A 16,053-nucleotide genomic window follows, 5' to 3' on the forward strand; every position below is an offset into this window, starting at 1 on the left:
GCATGTCACCGCACCGAAGTGGTGCGGCATGGCGCCGCACAACCACATAGCAAGCAAACAGACAATAAATTCCAGAAAATGAAATTCTATTGCTGAAATTATATAAAGCCCGTGATTCCTGCCATTTTTCGAAGCCTTGTTGCAATTCTGCAACAGAAAACCATAACGTTCGTCTCATGAACGACTGCGGCGGCAGGTGAACCGATTCCCTGCCCGCGCCAACAACAGGGAAACGCCATGACCATGCTCAAGAATCCGTCGACGAAATATCGCGCCTTTCCGACCCTCGCCATGCCGGACCGCACCTGGCCGTCGAAGACCATCACCCAGGCACCGATCTGGCTGAGTTCCGACCTGCGCGATGGCAACCAGTCGCTGATCGAGCCGATGGACGCGGCGAAGAAGATGCGTTTTTTCAAGACACTGGTCGCGGTAGGCCTCAAGGAAATCGAGGTGGGCTTCCCCTCCGCCTCGCAGACTGATTTCGACTTCGTGCGCGAGCTGATTGACGGCGGGCATATCCCCGACGACGTGACCATCCAGGTGCTGACGCAGGCTCGCGAGGATCTGATTACCCGCACGTTCGAGTCGCTCAAGGGCGCCAAGCAGGCGATCGTTCATTACTACAACGCCACCGCGCCGAGCTTCCGCCGCATCGTCTTCAATCAGGACAAGGCCGGAGTGATCCAGATCGCCGTGAATGCCGGCCGGATCATCAAGCGCCTCGCCGAACAGCACCCCGAGACCGCCTGGCGCTTCGAGTATTCGCCGGAGATCTTCAGCTCCACCGAGCCGGAGTTCGCCGTCGAGGTGTGCAACGCGGTGGTCGAGGTGTTCCAGCCAACTCCGGCGAACAAGCTCATTCTCAACCTGCCGGCCACGGTCGAGGCAGCCACGCCAAACGTCTACGCCGATCAGATCGAACACTTCTGCCGAAACATCGCGCGTCGCGACAGCGTGCTGGTCAGCCTGCACACCCACAACGACCGCGGCACCGGCGTGGCCGCCACCGAGCTGGGTCTGATGGCCGGCGCCGATCGTGTCGAGGGCTGCCTGTTCGGCAACGGCGAGCGCACCGGCAACGTCGACCTCGTCACCGTGGCGCTGAACCTCTACACCCAGGGCGTCAATCCGCAGCTGGACTTCTCCGACATCGATGCCGTGCGCAAGGTGGTCGAGGAATGCAATCAGCTGCCGGTCCACCCGCGCCACCCCTACGTCGGCGATCTGGTGCATACCGCCTTCTCCGGCTCGCACCAGGACGCGATCCGCAAAGGTTTCTCGCAGCAGGACCCGAACGGCATCTGGGAAGTGCCCTACCTGCCGATCGACCCGGCCGACATCGGCCGCAGCTACGAGGCGGTGATCCGCGTCAACAGCCAGTCCGGCAAGGGTGGCATCACCTTCCTGCTCGAGCAGGAATACGGCATCAGCCTGCCGCGGCGCATGCAGATCGAGTTCAGCCAGGTGGTGCAGAAGGAAACCGATCGCCTGGGTCTGGAAATGAGCGCCAAGCAGATCTACGCGCTGCTGGAAGCGGAGTATCTGCAGGCGACTGCGCCGTACGCGCTCAAGGGCCATCGGCTGCAAGAGGAGAACGGCACCAGCGCGCTGGATGTCGAGGTGCTCGCCGATAACCAGTCGCAGCACTGGCGCGGCATCGGCAAGGGCCCGCTGGAAGCGCTGGTCGCCGCGCTGCCGGTCAAGCTGGAGATCATGGATTACCACGAGCACGCCATCGGCGCTGGCAGCAACGCCAAGGCCGCGGCCTACATCGAGGTACGTCTGGATGGCGAGCGCCCGCTGCATGGCATCGGCATCGACGAAAACATCACCACGGCGAGCATCCGCGCGCTGTTCAGTGCCCTGAACCGTGCCTTGCGCGAAGCCGGGACGAAAGCGGCCTGAGGCGAAACCGCACGATCACAAGGGATGCCAAGGCATCCCTTTTTTTATCGCTGCTACAGCGTCCGTCAGCAACCACAGCCACGCGCCGGCGGTCTACCCTGTTCACCAATCCTCGCCCCCTAACCCACCAGGAGCTTCCCATGATCGATGCACAGGGCTATGCCGCCCAAGACCCCAACAGTCCGCTCGCACCTTACCGTTTCCAGCGCCGCTCGCCGGGCGAACACGATGTCGAGATCGAGATCCTGTTCTGCGGCGTGTGCCACTCCGACTTGCACACCGCACGTAACGAGTGGAACAACACCCTCTATCCCTCGGTCCCCGGGCACGAGATCGTCGGCCGCGTCAGCGCCGTCGGCTCGGCGGTGAGCACCTTCAAGGTCGGTGACCTGGCCGGAGTCGGCTGCCTGGTCGACAGCTGCCGCAACTGCCCGTCCTGCGGCGAAGGACTGGAGCAGTACTGCGAAAACGGCTTCGTCGGCACCTACAACGGTCCGGCGTTCGGTGGCGGCGAAAACACTCTGGGCGGCTATTCGGACCGTATCGTGGTGGATGAGAAATACGTGCTGCGCATCCGCCACACCGACAACCTGGCCGCCGTCGCACCGCTGCTGTGCGCCGGCATCACCACCTATTCGCCGCTTCGCCAGTGGAAGGTTGGCCCCGGACAGAAGGTCGGCGTGGTCGGCCTCGGCGGGCTCGGCCACATGGCGGTGAAGATCGCCAACGCCATGGGCGCCCGAGTGGTGCTGTTCACCACCTCGCCGGACAAGAAGGACGACGCCCTGCGCCTGGGTGCCTCGGAAGTGGTGGTGTCGAAGAACAAGGACGAGATGGCCGCACACGTCAACAGCTTCGATTTCATTCTCAACACCGTCGCCGCGCCACATAACCTCGACGCCTTCGTCAACCTGCTCAAACGCGACGCCACCATGACGCTGGTTGGCGCGCCGGCCTCGCCACATCCTTCACCCAGCGTGTTCGGGCTGATCTTCAAGCGTCGGCGCATCGCCGGCTCGCTGATCGGCGGCATCGCCGAGACGCAGGAAATGCTGGATTTCTGCGCCGAGCACGGCATCGTCGCGGATATCGAGATGATCCGCATGCAGGACATCAACCAGGCCTACGAGCGCATGCTCAAGAGCGATGTGAAGTACCGCTTCGTGATCGACATGGCAACGCTCACCGCAGCCTGAACGGACTAACGCCCGCCCCGCTCTCCGAACGAGAGCGGGGGCAGCACGCCGTTCGTCGAAAAAATCACAACCAATTGTTTTTATTGGTCTTTCTCTCAACGCTGAGGGCTAATATGCCGCGCCGCATGGATGCGTTACTCGTTCGGTTGTCGAGAATGCCATGCGTCACTTCAGTCTTCTGCTGCTCCTTGTCTTCTGCGGTGCCGCCGCCCATGCCGACGCGCCGCGCACCTTTCGCGAAGCGAAAAAGCTAGCGTGGCAAATCCACGCCGAGCGCCCGGTGGATTTCTACTGCGGCTGCCGCTACCGCGGTAATCGCATCGACCTTGCCAGCTGCGGCTATGTACCGCGCAAACAGCCACAGCGCGCCGCTCGCGTGGAATGGGAGCATATCGTCCCAGCCTGGGTGATCGGCCATCAGCGACGCTGCTGGCAACGGGGCGGACGCAAGCACTGCACCGCCAACGATCCGGTATTCAGCCGTGCCGAAGCCGATCTGCACAACCTGGTTCCGGTGGTCGGCGAGGTCAACGGCGACCGCAGCAATTTCGGTTTCGGCGTGCTTCCGGCCCGGCCAGGGCAGTACGGCGCATGCCCCATGGTGGTGGATTTCAAGCAGCGCACGGCGATGCCGCCCGAACGCAGCCGCGGCGCTATCGCCCGCACCTACCTGTACATGAGCGAGCGTTACCAGCTACGCCTGTCCCGCCAGGACCGGCGGCTCTACGAGCTGTGGAATCGCCGCTACCCAGTCAGTGAATGGGAGCGCTGGCGCAACCAGCGCGTTGCCTGCGCGCAGGGCAATGCCAACCACCATGTCGGGACCGTCAATCTGCAGCGTTGCACCGGCGACTTCGCCAGTCGCTGAATCAGCCGGACAGCTTGTCGCCGTTCATCGGCAGCGGCATGCTGTGGGCATCGATACAATTGCCAGGACGCCATGCAGAACAACACGCTTTACGTCACCCTCGGCCTGATCGTGCTGCTGGCGCTCATCCTCTCTGGCATCCAGCCTTATGACCGTGCGACCTGGCTGCTGGAAGTCAGTCCGGTGCTGCTCGCCACCCCCGTGCTGCTGGCGACCCATCATCGTTTCCCGCTAACTCGCCTGCTCTACGTCCTGATCGCCTTCCATGCGCTGGTACTGATCCTCGGCGGCGCCTACACCTATGCCCGGGTTCCGCTGGGCTTCTGGGTCCAGGAGCTGTTCGACCTGCAGCGCAACCCCTACGACAAACTCGGCCATTTCATGCAGGGGCTGGTGCCGATGCTGGTGGCGCGCGAAATCCTGCTGCGGCAGCGCTACGTGACGCCTGGGGCGATGCTGAATTTCCTGGCTATCTGCGTGGCGTTGGCGATCAGTGCGTTCTACGAGTTGATCGAGTGGTGGGTAGCGCTGATCGCCGGTGGTGGTGCCACCGACTTCCTCGGTACCCAAGGCGATCCCTGGGACACGCAGTCGGACATGCTGCTGGCCTTACTCGGCGCCAGCGCGGTGCTGCTCGGCATCGATCGTCTGCAGGACCGGCAGATCGCCGTGCTCGAGACGCATAACAAGCCCGAAGGCTGATCGCCATGCCCTACCGCCTCGGCGCCGACGCACTGCTGATCCTGCATCTGGGATTCGTGCTGTTTGCCCTGTTCGGCGGACTGCTGGTGGCGCGCTGGCGCGGCTTGCTGCCGATTCATCTGCTGGCGATGGGCTGGGCGATCTACGTCGAGCTGGCCGACCGCGGTTGCCCCCTTACCTACTGGGAACAGGCGCTACGCCAGCTGGCTGGCGAGACGGGCTACAGCGAAGGATTCATCGAACACTACGTGCTGCCGCTGCTTTATCCAGACTGGCTGACGCTGCCGGTGCAATACGTGTTGGCCGGCGTGGTGCTGATCATCAATGTGCTGGTTTACGCGTGGGTCTGGCAGCGCAGACGCCGGCCGCGCGACGCATCCACCGAGCACGCCCGCTCGTTGCACGCTCCGGTCGAGCAGCCTGCCGCTCAACCGCAAAGAGCGCCTTGCTGGGCGCTCTACCGGATCGATGACAACGGCAACGAAGTGGAAATGCACCGTTTCAGCGATTACCGCGCAGCCGAACAGGCGATGCATGACTACGAACAGCGCGGGCACAAGCAGGCCTACCTGCTGCGCGCGGTGCGCTAGCGCCGCAGCTTGCCTTCCCGGCGCCGCGTCAGAGCTGTAACTCGAAGGCGTCGCCGTCGTGATAGGCCGGGAAGCGCTCACGGAACGCTGCCAGATCGCGCGCACGCAACGTGCAACGCAGAACGCCGTCGCGCTCGCCGGCATCAAGGAGGGTATCGCCCTTGAAATCCAGCACCTGGCTGTCGCCACTGTAGGCGTGTCCCTTGCCATCCTCGCCGATACGGTTGACCGCAGCGACGAAACACAGATTCTCGATCGCGCGCGCCGGCAGCAGACGGCTCCACGCATCACGGCGGGCAGCCGGCCAGTTGGCGGTGTACAGCAGCAGGTCGGTACCGTGCGGGTCGCGACTCCAGACCGGGAAGCGCAGGTCGTAACAGATAAGCGGACGCACCCGCCAGCCGTTCAGCTCGAATACTGCCTGCTGAGCCCCCGGCGTGTAATGCCGATGCTCGCCGGCCATGCGGAACAGGTGGCGCTTGTCGTAATGCAGCATCTGGCCATCAGGACGCGCCCAGAGCAGGCGGTTGCGATGGCTGCCATCGGCGGCCTCGACGATCAGGCTACCGGTCACCACCGCATCGAGCCGTATCGCCTGCTCACGCAGCCATGCGTAACTCGGCCCCTCCTCCGGCTCGGCCAGCGCCGCCGCCTCCATCGAGAAACCGGTGGTGAACATCTCTGGAAGGATGACCAGATCGGCGCCGCGGGCCTGCTCCAGCATGGCGGCGAAGCGCTCACGGTTGGCCGGCGCGTCCTGCCAGACCAACGAGGTCTGGACCAGCGCCAGTTCGAGATCGGACAGGTTGTTCAGATCGCGCATAGTCGTTCCGCCGCCTGACGCAGCGTCTCCTCTCGTTTGGCAAAGCAGAAGCGCACCAGCCGCAGCCCCTGCGGCGGCCGCTGGTAGAACACCGAAATCGGGATGCTGGCCACGCCGTGCTCGCGGGTGAGCCACTGGGCCATCGCCACGTCGTCAAGGTCCGGACGAATGGCCGAATAGTCGATCAGCTGAAAATAGGTACCCGCGGCCCGCTCGAATCGCAGGCGCGAGCCGGCCAGCAGGTCGCAGAACAGATCGCGCTTGGCCTGGTAGAACGCCGGCAATTCGACGATGTGTTCGGGATGCCCGGCCATGAAATCGGCCAGCGCCCACTGCAACGGCGTCACTGCGGTGAAACTGACGTACTGATGCACTTTGCGCAGCTCGTCCGTCAGCGCCGGCGGTGCCACTACATAGCCGGTCTTCCAGCCGGTAACGTGATAGGTCTTGCCGAACGAGCTCACAACAAAGGCACGCTGGTACAGCTCGTCATGGCGCAACACGCTGGCGTGTGCACGACCATCGAACACCAGATGTTCGTAAACCTCATCGCTGAGCAGATAGATGTCACGCCCGCGGATCAGCTCGGCGAGGCGATCCAGCTCGCTGCTTTCGATCAGCGCACCGCTGGGATTGTGCGGGGTATTCAGCACAATCATCCGTGTGCGCGGCGTGAGCGCGTCAGCCAGGCGCTGCCAGTCGATCCGGAAGTCCGGCAGGGTCAGCGGCTGGTGGATGCACACACCGCCGGCCAGCTGCACGGCCGGCTCGTAGCTGTCGTAGCAGGGATCGAACACGATGACTTCGTCACCGGCGCGAACCACTGCCTGGATCGCGCAGAATATCGCCTGGGTGGCACCGGGACTGATGGTGATCTCGCGATCGGCGCAGGCGTTTCGACCGTAAAGCGAACGCACCTTGACCGCCACCTGCTCGCGCAAGGCTGGCAGGCCGGTCATCGGTGCGTACTGGTTGTGCCCGGCCATGACGTGCCGCGCCAGCGCCTCGCGCAGTGCCAGCGGGCCGTCGAAATCCGGGAAGCCCTGCGACAGGTTGAGCGCGCCGGTTTCGGCCGCGAGCTGCGACATGGTGGTGAAGATGGTGGTGCCGACGTTGGGCAGTTTGCTGGTAATCATCGATACAAAACGCCAGGGACCCGGGGCTTGGAGTGAGACCGAGCATGCACGCCGCCGCCCGGCCCGTCCAGCCTCTGCACCGGCGCTCGCCGCTAGCGCTTCTTGTCGCGGCGCTTCTTCTCGGCCTTCTTGTGATGGCTCATCAAGCGGCGTTTCTTGTTGACCTGGCGATCGGTGAGGGTGTTCTTCTTGCCCTCGTACGGGTTCTCACCGCCCTTGTATTCGATGCGGATCGGCGTGCCGACCAGCTTCAGAACACGTCGGTAGGTGTTCTCCAGATAACGCGAGTAGGACTTCGGCACCGCATCGACCTGATTGCCGTGGATCACGATCAGCGGCGGGTTGGCGCCGCCCAGGTGCGCATAGCGCAGCTTGATGCGGCGGCCGGCGACCATCGGCGGCTGGTGCTCGCGCACCGCGTCCTCGAGGATCTGCGTCAGGCGGCTTGTCGGCCAGCGAGTGACCGCGGAGGTGAACGACGCCTGCACCGACTTGTACAGGTGCCCGACCCCGGTGCCATGCTTGGCCGAGATGAAATGGATATCGGCGAAGTCGACGAAGAACAGGCGGCGTTCCAGCTCGGTCTTCACGTAGTCCTTCTCGCCCGGCTCCATGCCATCCCACTTGTTCAGCGCGATGACCAGCGCACGGCCGGTTTCCAGTACGAAGCCGAGCAGGTTGAGATCGTGCTCGACGACGCCCTCGCGGGCATCCATGACGAAGATCACCACGTTGGCGTCCTGGATCGCTTGCAGTGTCTTGACTACGGAGAACTTCTCCACCGCCTCGAAGATCTTGCCGCGCCGGCGCACGCCGGCGGTGTCGATCAGCGTGTACTTCTCGCCATCGCGCTCGAACGGAATGTAGATGCTGTCGCGCGTGGTGCCAGCCTGGTCGTAGACGATGACCCGCTCTTCGCCGAGCATGCGGTTGACCAGCGTCGACTTGCCGACGTTAGGCCGGCCGATGATGGCGATCTTGATGCCATCCTTCTCGCTAGGCCCGGGGATGCGCTTGGCCTCCTGCCCCTCCGCAACCTCCTCGGCTACCTCGCCTTCAACCGCCTCGCCCTCTTCGGCGTTGTCCTTGGGGAAGATGCCCAGCGCCGCGTCCAGCATGTGGCTGATGCCGCGACCGTGCGCCGCCGCGATGGGCAGCGCATCGCCCAGTCCCAGCGGGCTGAACTCCGCCCGCGCGAGATCCGGGTCGACGGTGTCGACCTTGTTCGCGACCAGGAAGCTGCGCTTGTTCCGCTTGCGCAGGTGCTCAGCGATCATCTGGTCGGCGGCAGTCAGCCCCGCACGCGAGTCGACCATGAACAGCACCGCATCAGCCTCTTCGATGGCCTGCAGCGACTGTTCGGCCATTTTCGCGTCGATGCCTTCCTCGTCACCGGAAATGCCCCCGGTGTCGATCACGATGTAGGTGCGCCCCTGCCATTTGGCCTCGCCATACTGGCGATCACGGGTCAGGCCGGCGTACTCGGCGACGATGGCGTCGCGGCTCTTGGTGAGCCGATTGAACAGGGTGGATTTGCCGACGTTCGGACGCCCCACCAGAGCTATTACGGGAACCATGCGGCTCTCCATTGCGATATTTCAGAAAACACGAAGGCCGCTGCAAGGCAGCGGCCATACAATCGAACGCTCCGCGGCGGCGGAGCGTCAGGACGACTCGGGCGTATCAGTCGTCTCGGCGGATGGTCAACGCGACCAGCTTGCCGTCATTGCTGAATACGTACAGCCAATCGCCCTCGACAACCGGGCGCGCGCGCAGTCCGGAGCTGTCGATACGCTCACGGGCCACGAAACGCCCATCCACCTGGCTCAGCAGATGCAGGTAGCCTTCACGGTCGCCCACCACCACGTAACTGGAAAACACCGCCGGAGCCGAAAGCTGGCGGCGTGCCAGTGCATCGTTGCTCCACAACGCCGTGGTGGAACGTTCGTCGACACCTTCCACGGTACCGCTGGCGAGGCTCAAATAGACGCTACCGTAGCCCAATGCAACGCCGGAATAGGTGGAAGCATCGCGTTGCCACTGGATACGGCCGCTATCGACATCCAGCGCCACCGCACGGCCCTGGTAGGTGGCGACATACAGCGTACCGCCGGACAGCAGCAGGCCACCGTCGATATCCACCACACGCTCCAGCTCGGAACGTCCCTGCGGGATCGCCACACGCTGCTCCCACACCGGCAGACCGCGGCGCGTATCCAGCGCGATGACCTTGCCGTTGGACAGACCGGCGATCGCCAGCTGATTGGTCAGTACCGGCGCGCCGGTGCCGCGCAGGGTAAGGACCGCTGGCGAGCCTTCGTAGCTCCAGCGCTGCGCGCCAGTGTCGATTTCCAGTGCGATCAGACGATCGTCCTGGGTCTGCACCAGCACGATGTCGCCGTTCACCGCCGGAGCGGCCAGCACCTCACTGCTGACCCGACTGCGCCAGCGCTCCTCGCCGCTGGCGACGTCCAGCGCGATCACCTCGCCGCGCAGCGTGCCGACCAACACCAGACCATAGCCCGCACCGACCGCACCGGAAACCGGCACTTCGAGGTCGGTCTTCCAGTTGACCTTGCCGGTCAGGCGATCTACGGAAACCACCAGGCCCTCGACGTCGGCAGCATAGATTTGCTCGCCGTACACCGCAGGCACCAGCAGGTTGTAGGTTTCGCCCTGGCCCTCGCCAATCGAGCGGCTCCATTGCTTCTGTAGTTCGACCTCGGCTTCGAACTTGGTCAGCTCCGCAGGCTCCGGCTCTTTCGTGTCATTGCTGCTGCACCCGGCGGCCAGTACGGCGAAGGTCAGCAACGCGGCAGTCTTCCAGCGCATCGGTTACGCCTCCCCTCGGGCCAGATCGTCCAGCTTCAGCTGCAGACCGCCGATTGCGGCATCCTGCGACAGCGCTTGTTTGGCCTTGGTATAGGCGGCATGCGCCTCGTCCACGCGGCCCAGCTGCACCAGCAGATCGCCGCGCAGCTCCTCGCGGCTGGCGGCGAAGGCCTTGTCGGCCTCGCCTTCGAGCATTTTGAGGGCATCTTCTGCCTTGTCCTGCGCCGCCAGCACACGTGCCAGGCGCTGACGCGCCAGCTCGCCAAGCGTTGAGTCGGCAGGCTTGTCGACAATTGCGCGCAATTCGGCAGCGGCTTCGTCCAGACGGCCGCCCTCAACCGCCACCTTGGCGACAAACAGGCTACCGTACTGAGCGTAATGAGTACCGGCAAAGTCCTGCTTCAGCTGATTGCCCAGGCGCGCCACTTCCGCGGCGTCCGCCTTGCCGGACTCCAGCGCAGCCGTCAGCAGCTGCTGGTACAGCCCGGATGCGTTATACGCCTGGTTGAGCTGATGGTTCTGCCAGAACTGCCAGCCGAACACCAGCGCCACGGCGAGAGCGCCACCCGTGAGCAAAGGCTTGCCGTTGCGCTGCCACCAATCCTTGATTTGTGCCAGTTGTTCTTCTTCGGTACCCGAGGTCACGCTGTCACTCCTTCCATTCGCTTAGTCTCAGACCTGCTCGAGGCAGGCAGCCAGACGCTCGGGTAGAGCATCCCAGGCAATGCTTTGTTGTTCGCTGTCATCGCGCAGCGGCTTGCAACCTACCACGCGCCCGGCAAGTTCGTCCTCACCGAGAATCAGCGCGAAATGTGCGCCGCTCTTGTCGGCCTTCTTGAACTGACTCTTGAAGCTGCCAGAGCCGGCATTGACCAGCAGACGCAGGCCCGGTAAGGCGTCGCGCAGACGCTCGGCCAGACCGAGTGCCGCCAGTTCCGCCGCTTCGCCGAATGCGCAGATGAACGCGTGCGGCGGCTGATTCAGCGTTGCGGGGACCAAGTCGAGGGTTTCCAGCAGCAGCACCAGGCGTTCGACGCCCATCGCGAAGCCGACTCCCGGGGTGGGCTTGCCGCCGAACTGGCTGACCAGCCCATCGTATCGGCCGCCGGCACAGACCGTTCCCTGCGCGCCGAGCTTGTCGGTCACCCACTCGAACACCGTGCGGCCGTAATAATCGAGTCCGCGCACCAGCTTCGGGTTGATCTCGTAGGCGATACCGACCGCATCCAGGCGCGCCTTCAGCCCGTCGAAATGCTCGCGTGACTCCTCATCGAGGTAGTCGTGCAGCGTCGGCGCATCGGCCAGTAACGCTTGGGTCTGGGCATTTTTGCTGTCGAGGATGCGCAGCGGGTTGGTAGTCAGGCGGCGCTGGCTGTCTTCGTCGAGCTGATCGAACCGCTGCTGCAGGTAGGCGACCAGCGCGTCGCGATAACGTGCACGCGCTTCGCTGGAGCCAAGACTGTTGAGCTGCAGCGTCACCGCTTCGCTCATGCCGAGCTGTTTCCACAGACGAGCGGTGAGCACGATCAGCTCGGCGTCTACGTCCGGGCCAGGCTGGTTGAACACTTCTACGCCGATCTGGTGAAACTGGCGATAACGCCCTTTCTGCGGTTTCTCGTAGCGAAACATCGGGCCGGTGTACCAGAGCTTCTGCACCTGGCCGCCGCCGGTGAGGCCGTGTTCGAGCACCGCGCGCACGCAGCCGGCAGTACCTTCTGGACGCAGCGTCAGCGATTCGTCATTGCGATCACGAAACGTGTACATCTCCTTGTCGACGACATCGGTTCCTTCACCGATGCCACGGGCGAACAGTTCGGTGTATTCGACGATGGGCAGGCGGATTTCGCTATAGCCGTAGCTGTCGAGCAGCTGCGCAAAAGTGCCCTCCAGGTAGCGCCAGACCGGAGTTTGCGCCGGCAGGATGTCGTTCATGCCACGAATGGCTTGCAGGGACTTGCTCAAAGGAATTCCTTAACAATCAACTACGGGCGATGAGCGCGGCATCCGCTTCGAGCTTCTCGGCCGCCTTGCGGCGGATCAGCTGCTCCAGCTCGTCAACCAGATTCTCGTTGTTCAGCTTCTGCGCCGGCTTGCCGTCGATATACACCAGGTTGCTCGGGCTGCCGCCGGTCAGGCCGATATGCGCTTCCTTGGCTTCGCCCGGGCCGTTGACCACACAGCCGATGACCGCTACGTCCAGCGGCACCAGCAGATCCTCGACGCGCGCCTCCAGCTCGTTCATGGTCTTGACCACGTCGAAGTTCTGCCGCGAGCAGCTGGGGCAGGCAATGAAGTTGATGCCTCGCGAACGCAGGTGCAGTGATTTGAGGATATCGAACCCAACCTTGATCTCTTCCACTGGATCGGCAGCCAGCGAAACACGGATGGTGTCGCCGATGCCCTCGGCGAGCAGCATGCCCAGTCCAACTGCCGATTTCACCGTTCCGGAACGCAGCCCGCCGGCCTCGGTGATTCCCAGATGCAGCGGTTGTTCGATCTGCTTGGCCAGCTGACGGTAGGCCTCGACCGCCATGAACACATCGGAGGCCTTCACGCTGACCTTGAAGTCGGGGAAGTTCAGCCGGTCCAGATGCTCGACATGGCGCAGCGCCGACTCTACCAGCGCCTCGGGCGTCGGCTCACCGTACTTCTTCTGCAGGTCCTTCTCCAGCGAACCGGCGTTGACGCCGATGCGGATCGGAATGCCGCGGTCGCGCGCAGCCTCGACTACCGCGCGCACCCGGTCTTCGCGACCGATGTTGCCCGGGTTGATGCGCAAACAATCGACACCCAGTTCGGCCACACGCAGGGCGATCTGGTAATCGAAATGGATATCCGCGACCAGCGGCAACTGAACCTGCTGTTTGATCCGTCCAAAAGCCTCGGCCGCCTCCATCGACGGCACCGAGACGCGCACGATATCGGCACCGGCATCTGCCAGGCGACGAATCTGTCCGACAGTCGCGTCGACATCGCACGTCTCGGTGTTGGTCATGCTCTGCACGGAGATCGGCGCATCGCCGCCGACCGCAACGTTGCCTACCCAGATCTTGCGAGATGGGCGACGTTTGATGGGAGACTCTGAATGCATGCTTACTGCCCCAGCTTGATACGCGCCGTCTCGCCGCGAACATACGAGGCAAGATCCACGGCCGCGCCGTTGTAACTGATCTGCGCGCCTCGCGCGTAGCCCAGATGGACATCGAGCGGCGCCTTGCCGGTGACGCTGTGCTCGCTGCCAGCCTTGGCCAGGCCGCTATAGAGCACGCGACCGTCGGCATCGGTCACCTTGGTCCAGCAATCGGCACTGAACTGCAGGACCAGACGACCCTCACCAGCGGCGGGAACCACTGCCGGCTCCGACGGAGTCTCGGTGACTGGCGCACTCACCTGGGTTTCCGGCGCGGCGGTGATCTGCGGCTCGGCAACTTCTGATACCGACTGATCGACAACGGTGTTTGCCTCATCAGCCGGAGCCGGCATGCCCTGCGCGTCAGGCTGCGGCGCAGACTCGGTCGTCGACGGTTGTTCGTCTGTTGTGGGTAGCGGAGCGTCCGCGACCTCCTCCTGGTCTTCCGGCCGATCGAGCAGATGAATCTGCGTGGTACCGTCGGCCGTTTCCACTTCGATACTGTCCAGCGCCGTCACCGCAGGCACGGTCTCTGGCCGCTGGATACGCTCTTGCCACCAGTAAAAACTGGCACCCGCCACGACCAGCAGTAGGGCAAAGCCGAAGAAACGCAAGACGCTTCGCGACAGCCGGCCGGGTTCTTCGATGCGCCCCAGGCTGGTGACATTGCTGCCTGTGGCACTGGTGCCAGTATGCTGATCGAACTCCTGCACGAGCTGGTTAGGGTCCAGTTCCAGCAGTTTGGCGTAGGCTCTGACGTATCCACGGGCAAAGGTATGCCCCGGCAACTGGCTGAAATCGCCGGCCTCGATCTGCGCAACCGAGCGGGCCGTCAGATTGAGCTGGTGGGCAACGGACGCCAACGACCAGCCCTTGCTCTCGCGAGCCTGGCGCAGGGTTTCACCCGGATTGGCGCCCATCGGGGCAGCCTCGTGATTCGGCGCTGTCATCGTTGCTCCGAAAGGTATTGCTGATATTCGGCCGTACCGGGGTACAGGCGCTTGAGCTGCAGCGCCAGACTGGCTGCCCTGTCGCGATCCCCGTGGATATCGGCCAGACGGATACCAAGCAGCAGGCTACGGGCGTTCTGCTCGGCAAGTTGGCTGTAGCTGTCGTAGTAGGCCTTGGCGGGGACGTACTGTTTGGCGTCATAGGCCATCAGCGCGAGCTCCAGCAGCGCGCCAGGCTGACGACTGTCCAGGCGCAGCGCACGAGTGAAATACTTCTCGGCCTGCTCCGGCTGGTTCAGCTTCAACGCGGTCATGCCCATGTTCTGGAAGACCCGCGCACGCTCGGGATACAGATTGTCTTCTGAGGCCTGGGTGAATCGTTCGAGCGCTTCAGGGTAACGTTTCTGCTCGAACAGAAAACTGCCGTAGTTGTTCAGAATCCGCGCGTCCCGGCGACTGGCCAACGCTTCGCGGTAATGCTTATCGGCCAGCTCGTTTTCCATTTCCGTCTGGAACACCAACGCCAGCGCCGCGTGCGCATCAGCGCTGCGCGGATCGAGTTCCAGAGCCTTGCGCAGTGGCGTCTTGGCCCGCGACGCGGTGCCCTGCTGTACATAGCCGATACCCAGCTGAATGTAGGCATCGCGTGCCTGCTGGCGCCCTTCTTCGGTTTTCAGCGGATCGACAGTGCCGGTCGAAACACAGCCAGTCAGGCCGGCAAAAAGCAACAGCAGCGCAACGCGCAAGATCATCAGTACCCCCTCAGGATCGGTTCGAAGCAGCGCGCGCGGTATCGGGCTCGGTCTGCAGTTCGCGCACGGCGATGTAGCGCTCGCTACGGCGGGTGCGGTCCAGCACTTGGCCGACGAGCTGTCCGCAAGCGGCATCGATGTCTTCGCCGCGGGTCGTACGCACCGTCACATTGTGCCCGGCTTTGTGCAGGATGTCCTGAAAACGCCGGATGGCATTGTTGCTGGGGCGCTCATATCCGGAATGAGGGAACGGATTGAATGGAATCAGATTGATCTTGCAGGGGATTTTCGCCAGCAGCGCAATCATCTGCTCGGCATGCTCGGGCTGATCGTTCACGCCCTGCAGAAGCGTGTACTCGATGGTCAGCACGCGCTTCTCGCCGAGTCGCGAGATGTAGCGCTGGCAGGATTCCAGCAGCATCTGCAGCGGATACTTCTTGTTGATCGGCACCAACTGGTCACGCAACGCGTCGTTCGGCGCGTGCAACGACAGCGCCAGGGACACATCAATGACCTTGGCCAGCTCATCAATCATCGGCACGACACCGGAAGTCGAGAGCGTAACCTTGCGTTTGGAGATACCGTAACCGAGGTCGTCCATCATGATCTGCATGGCGGCGACCACGTTATCGAAATTCAACAGCGGCTCGCCCATGCCCATCATCACCACGTTGGTGATGGCGCGGTCGACTTTCGCCGGGACGGTGCCGAAGGATTTGTTGGCAATCCACACCTGACCGATCACCTCGGCGGCGGTGAGGTTGCTATTGAAGCCCTGTTTGCCGGTGGAGCAGAAGCTGCAATCCAGCGCACAGCCTGCCTGGGACGATACGCACAGCGTGCCACGCCCAGCCTGGGGGATGTAAACGGTTTCGACGCAGCTACCCGAAGCAACGCGCACGACCCATTTGCGGGTGCCGTCGCTGGAAATGTCTTCGCTGACGATTTCCGGGCCGCGTATCTCCGCACAAGCCTTGAGCTTTTCGCGCAAGGCCTTGCCGATGTTACTCATGGCGTCGAAATCATCGACGCCAAAATGGTGAATCCACTTCATCACCTGACCGGCACGGAAGCGCTTCTCCCCAATCGACTCAAAGAAGCTTTCCAGCTGCGGCTGGGTCAGGCCCAGCAGATTCACCTTACCGGTCGTGGCAATCATAGGATTC

15 protein-coding genes are annotated in these 16,053 nt (G+C 63.3%); 5 read left to right on the plus strand and 10 right to left on the minus strand.

The genetic code is table 11. The annotated features are described in order from the left end of the window. Positions 1 to 237 precede the first annotated feature (237 nt). The 5 genes from leuA to NAV27_RS19210 all read left to right on the plus strand — a co-directional run bounded on the left by leuA (position 238) and on the right by NAV27_RS19210 (position 5,264). Positions 238 to 1,908 carry a 2-isopropylmalate synthase gene (gene leuA, locus NAV27_RS02915; protein WP_102827277.1) on the plus strand — a complete coding sequence of 557 codons (1,671 nt, stop codon included), beginning with the start codon at positions 238 to 240 and terminating at the stop codon, positions 1,906 to 1,908. 140 nt (positions 1,909 to 2,048) lie between these two features. Continuing rightward, complete coding sequence (locus NAV27_RS02920; RefSeq protein WP_008568034.1) at positions 2,049 to 3,104, plus strand: NAD(P)-dependent alcohol dehydrogenase; 1,056 nt, start codon at positions 2,049 to 2,051, stop codon at positions 3,102 to 3,104. A 160-nt stretch (positions 3,105 to 3,264) separates the two neighbouring features. Next, positions 3,265 to 3,972 (plus strand): endonuclease, encoded by a 708-nt coding sequence (locus tag NAV27_RS02925; protein WP_102827278.1) that lies wholly within the window; start codon positions 3,265 to 3,267, stop codon positions 3,970 to 3,972. 72 nt (positions 3,973 to 4,044) lie between these two features. Further along, complete coding sequence (locus tag NAV27_RS02930) at positions 4,045 to 4,674, plus strand: DUF2238 domain-containing protein (protein WP_008568038.1); 630 nt, start codon at positions 4,045 to 4,047, stop codon at positions 4,672 to 4,674. Positions 4,675 to 4,679: 5 nt separating this feature from the next. Further along, entirely contained in the window at positions 4,680 to 5,264 is a 585-nt protein-coding gene (locus NAV27_RS19210; protein WP_102827279.1) for a DUF2784 domain-containing protein, read from the plus strand. A 28-nt stretch (positions 5,265 to 5,292) separates the two neighbouring features. On the opposite strand, the gene NAV27_RS02940 is transcribed toward NAV27_RS19210, so the two are convergent. The 10 genes from NAV27_RS02940 to rlmN form a co-directional block, all read right to left on the minus strand. Next, positions 5,293 to 6,087, minus strand: coding sequence for an amidohydrolase (locus tag NAV27_RS02940; protein WP_102827280.1), 795 nt, complete (start codon positions 6,085 to 6,087; stop codon positions 5,293 to 5,295). Next, on the minus strand, positions 6,075 to 7,223 hold the full coding sequence (locus tag NAV27_RS02945; RefSeq protein WP_102827281.1) for a pyridoxal phosphate-dependent aminotransferase: 1,149 nt from the start codon (positions 7,221 to 7,223) through the stop codon (positions 6,075 to 6,077). The genes NAV27_RS02940 and NAV27_RS02945 overlap by 13 nt, the downstream gene beginning before the upstream one ends. Positions 7,224 to 7,315: 92 nt before the next feature. After that, a complete protein-coding gene (gene der, locus NAV27_RS02950) occupies positions 7,316 to 8,800 on the minus strand; it encodes a ribosome biogenesis GTPase Der (RefSeq protein ID WP_102827282.1) in 1,485 nt (494 codons plus the stop codon). 106 nt (positions 8,801 to 8,906) lie between these two features. Next, a complete protein-coding gene (gene bamB, locus NAV27_RS02955) occupies positions 8,907 to 10,055 on the minus strand; it encodes an outer membrane protein assembly factor BamB (RefSeq protein ID WP_102827283.1) in 1,149 nt (382 codons plus the stop codon). Between the two features lie 3 nt (positions 10,056 to 10,058). Next, positions 10,059 to 10,700, minus strand: a complete 642-nt coding sequence (locus tag NAV27_RS02960) for a YfgM family protein (RefSeq protein WP_008568044.1) — start codon at positions 10,698 to 10,700, stop codon at positions 10,059 to 10,061. A 27-nt stretch (positions 10,701 to 10,727) separates the two neighbouring features. Next, a complete protein-coding gene (gene hisS / locus NAV27_RS02965) occupies positions 10,728 to 12,017 on the minus strand; it encodes a histidine--tRNA ligase (protein ID WP_008568045.1) in 1,290 nt (429 codons plus the stop codon). Positions 12,018 to 12,033: 16 nt separating this feature from the next. Beyond that, a complete protein-coding gene (ispG, locus tag NAV27_RS02970) occupies positions 12,034 to 13,146 on the minus strand; it encodes a flavodoxin-dependent (E)-4-hydroxy-3-methylbut-2-enyl-diphosphate synthase (protein WP_008568046.1) in 1,113 nt (370 codons plus the stop codon). Positions 13,147 to 13,148: 2 nt separating this feature from the next. Next, entirely contained in the window at positions 13,149 to 14,135 is a 987-nt protein-coding gene (locus NAV27_RS02975; protein ID WP_102827284.1) for a RodZ domain-containing protein, read from the minus strand. Next, positions 14,132 to 14,887, minus strand: a complete 756-nt coding sequence (pilW, locus tag NAV27_RS02980) for a type IV pilus biogenesis/stability protein PilW (protein WP_102827285.1) — start codon at positions 14,885 to 14,887, stop codon at positions 14,132 to 14,134. The genes NAV27_RS02975 and pilW overlap by 4 nt, the downstream gene beginning before the upstream one ends. Positions 14,888 to 14,897: 10 nt before the next feature. Then, a complete protein-coding gene (gene rlmN / locus NAV27_RS02985) occupies positions 14,898 to 16,046 on the minus strand; it encodes a dual-specificity RNA methyltransferase RlmN (protein WP_003288301.1) in 1,149 nt (382 codons plus the stop codon). Positions 16,047 to 16,053 lie beyond the last annotated feature (7 nt).

It is taken from the genome of Stutzerimonas degradans, from assembly GCF_024448505.1.
GTDB classification, from domain to species: domain Bacteria; phylum Pseudomonadota; class Gammaproteobacteria; order Pseudomonadales; family Pseudomonadaceae; genus Stutzerimonas; species Stutzerimonas degradans.

What these genes read in the sequence shown, in the direction of transcription:
- leuA (WP_102827277.1), top strand. Translation starts at nt 238, where the DNA reads ATGACCATGCTCAAGAATCCGTCGACGAAATATCGCGCCTTTCCGACC.
- NAV27_RS02920 (WP_008568034.1), top strand. Translation starts at nt 2,049, where the DNA reads ATGATCGATGCACAGGGCTATGCCGCCCAAGACCCCAACAGTCCGCTC.
- NAV27_RS02925 (WP_102827278.1), top strand. Translation starts at nt 3,265, where the DNA reads ATGCGTCACTTCAGTCTTCTGCTGCTCCTTGTCTTCTGCGGTGCCGCC.
- NAV27_RS02930 (WP_008568038.1), top strand. Translation starts at nt 4,045, where the DNA reads ATGCAGAACAACACGCTTTACGTCACCCTCGGCCTGATCGTGCTGCTG.
- NAV27_RS19210 (WP_102827279.1), top strand. Translation starts at nt 4,680, where the DNA reads ATGCCCTACCGCCTCGGCGCCGACGCACTGCTGATCCTGCATCTGGGA.
- NAV27_RS02940 (WP_102827280.1), bottom strand. Translation starts at nt 6,087, where the DNA reads ATGCGCGATCTGAACAACCTGTCCGATCTCGAACTGGCGCTGGTCCAG.
- NAV27_RS02945 (WP_102827281.1), bottom strand. Translation starts at nt 7,223, where the DNA reads ATGATTACCAGCAAACTGCCCAACGTCGGCACCACCATCTTCACCACC.
- der (WP_102827282.1), bottom strand. Translation starts at nt 8,800, where the DNA reads ATGGTTCCCGTAATAGCTCTGGTGGGGCGTCCGAACGTCGGCAAATCC.
- bamB (WP_102827283.1), bottom strand. Translation starts at nt 10,055, where the DNA reads ATGCGCTGGAAGACTGCCGCGTTGCTGACCTTCGCCGTACTGGCCGCC.
- ispG (WP_008568046.1), bottom strand. Translation starts at nt 13,146, where the DNA reads ATGCATTCAGAGTCTCCCATCAAACGTCGCCCATCTCGCAAGATCTGG.
- NAV27_RS02975 (WP_102827284.1), bottom strand. Translation starts at nt 14,135, where the DNA reads ATGACAGCGCCGAATCACGAGGCTGCCCCGATGGGCGCCAATCCGGGT.
- pilW (WP_102827285.1), bottom strand. Translation starts at nt 14,887, where the DNA reads ATGATCTTGCGCGTTGCGCTGCTGTTGCTTTTTGCCGGCCTGACTGGC.
- rlmN (WP_003288301.1), bottom strand. Translation starts at nt 16,046, where the DNA reads ATGATTGCCACGACCGGTAAGGTGAATCTGCTGGGCCTGACCCAGCCG.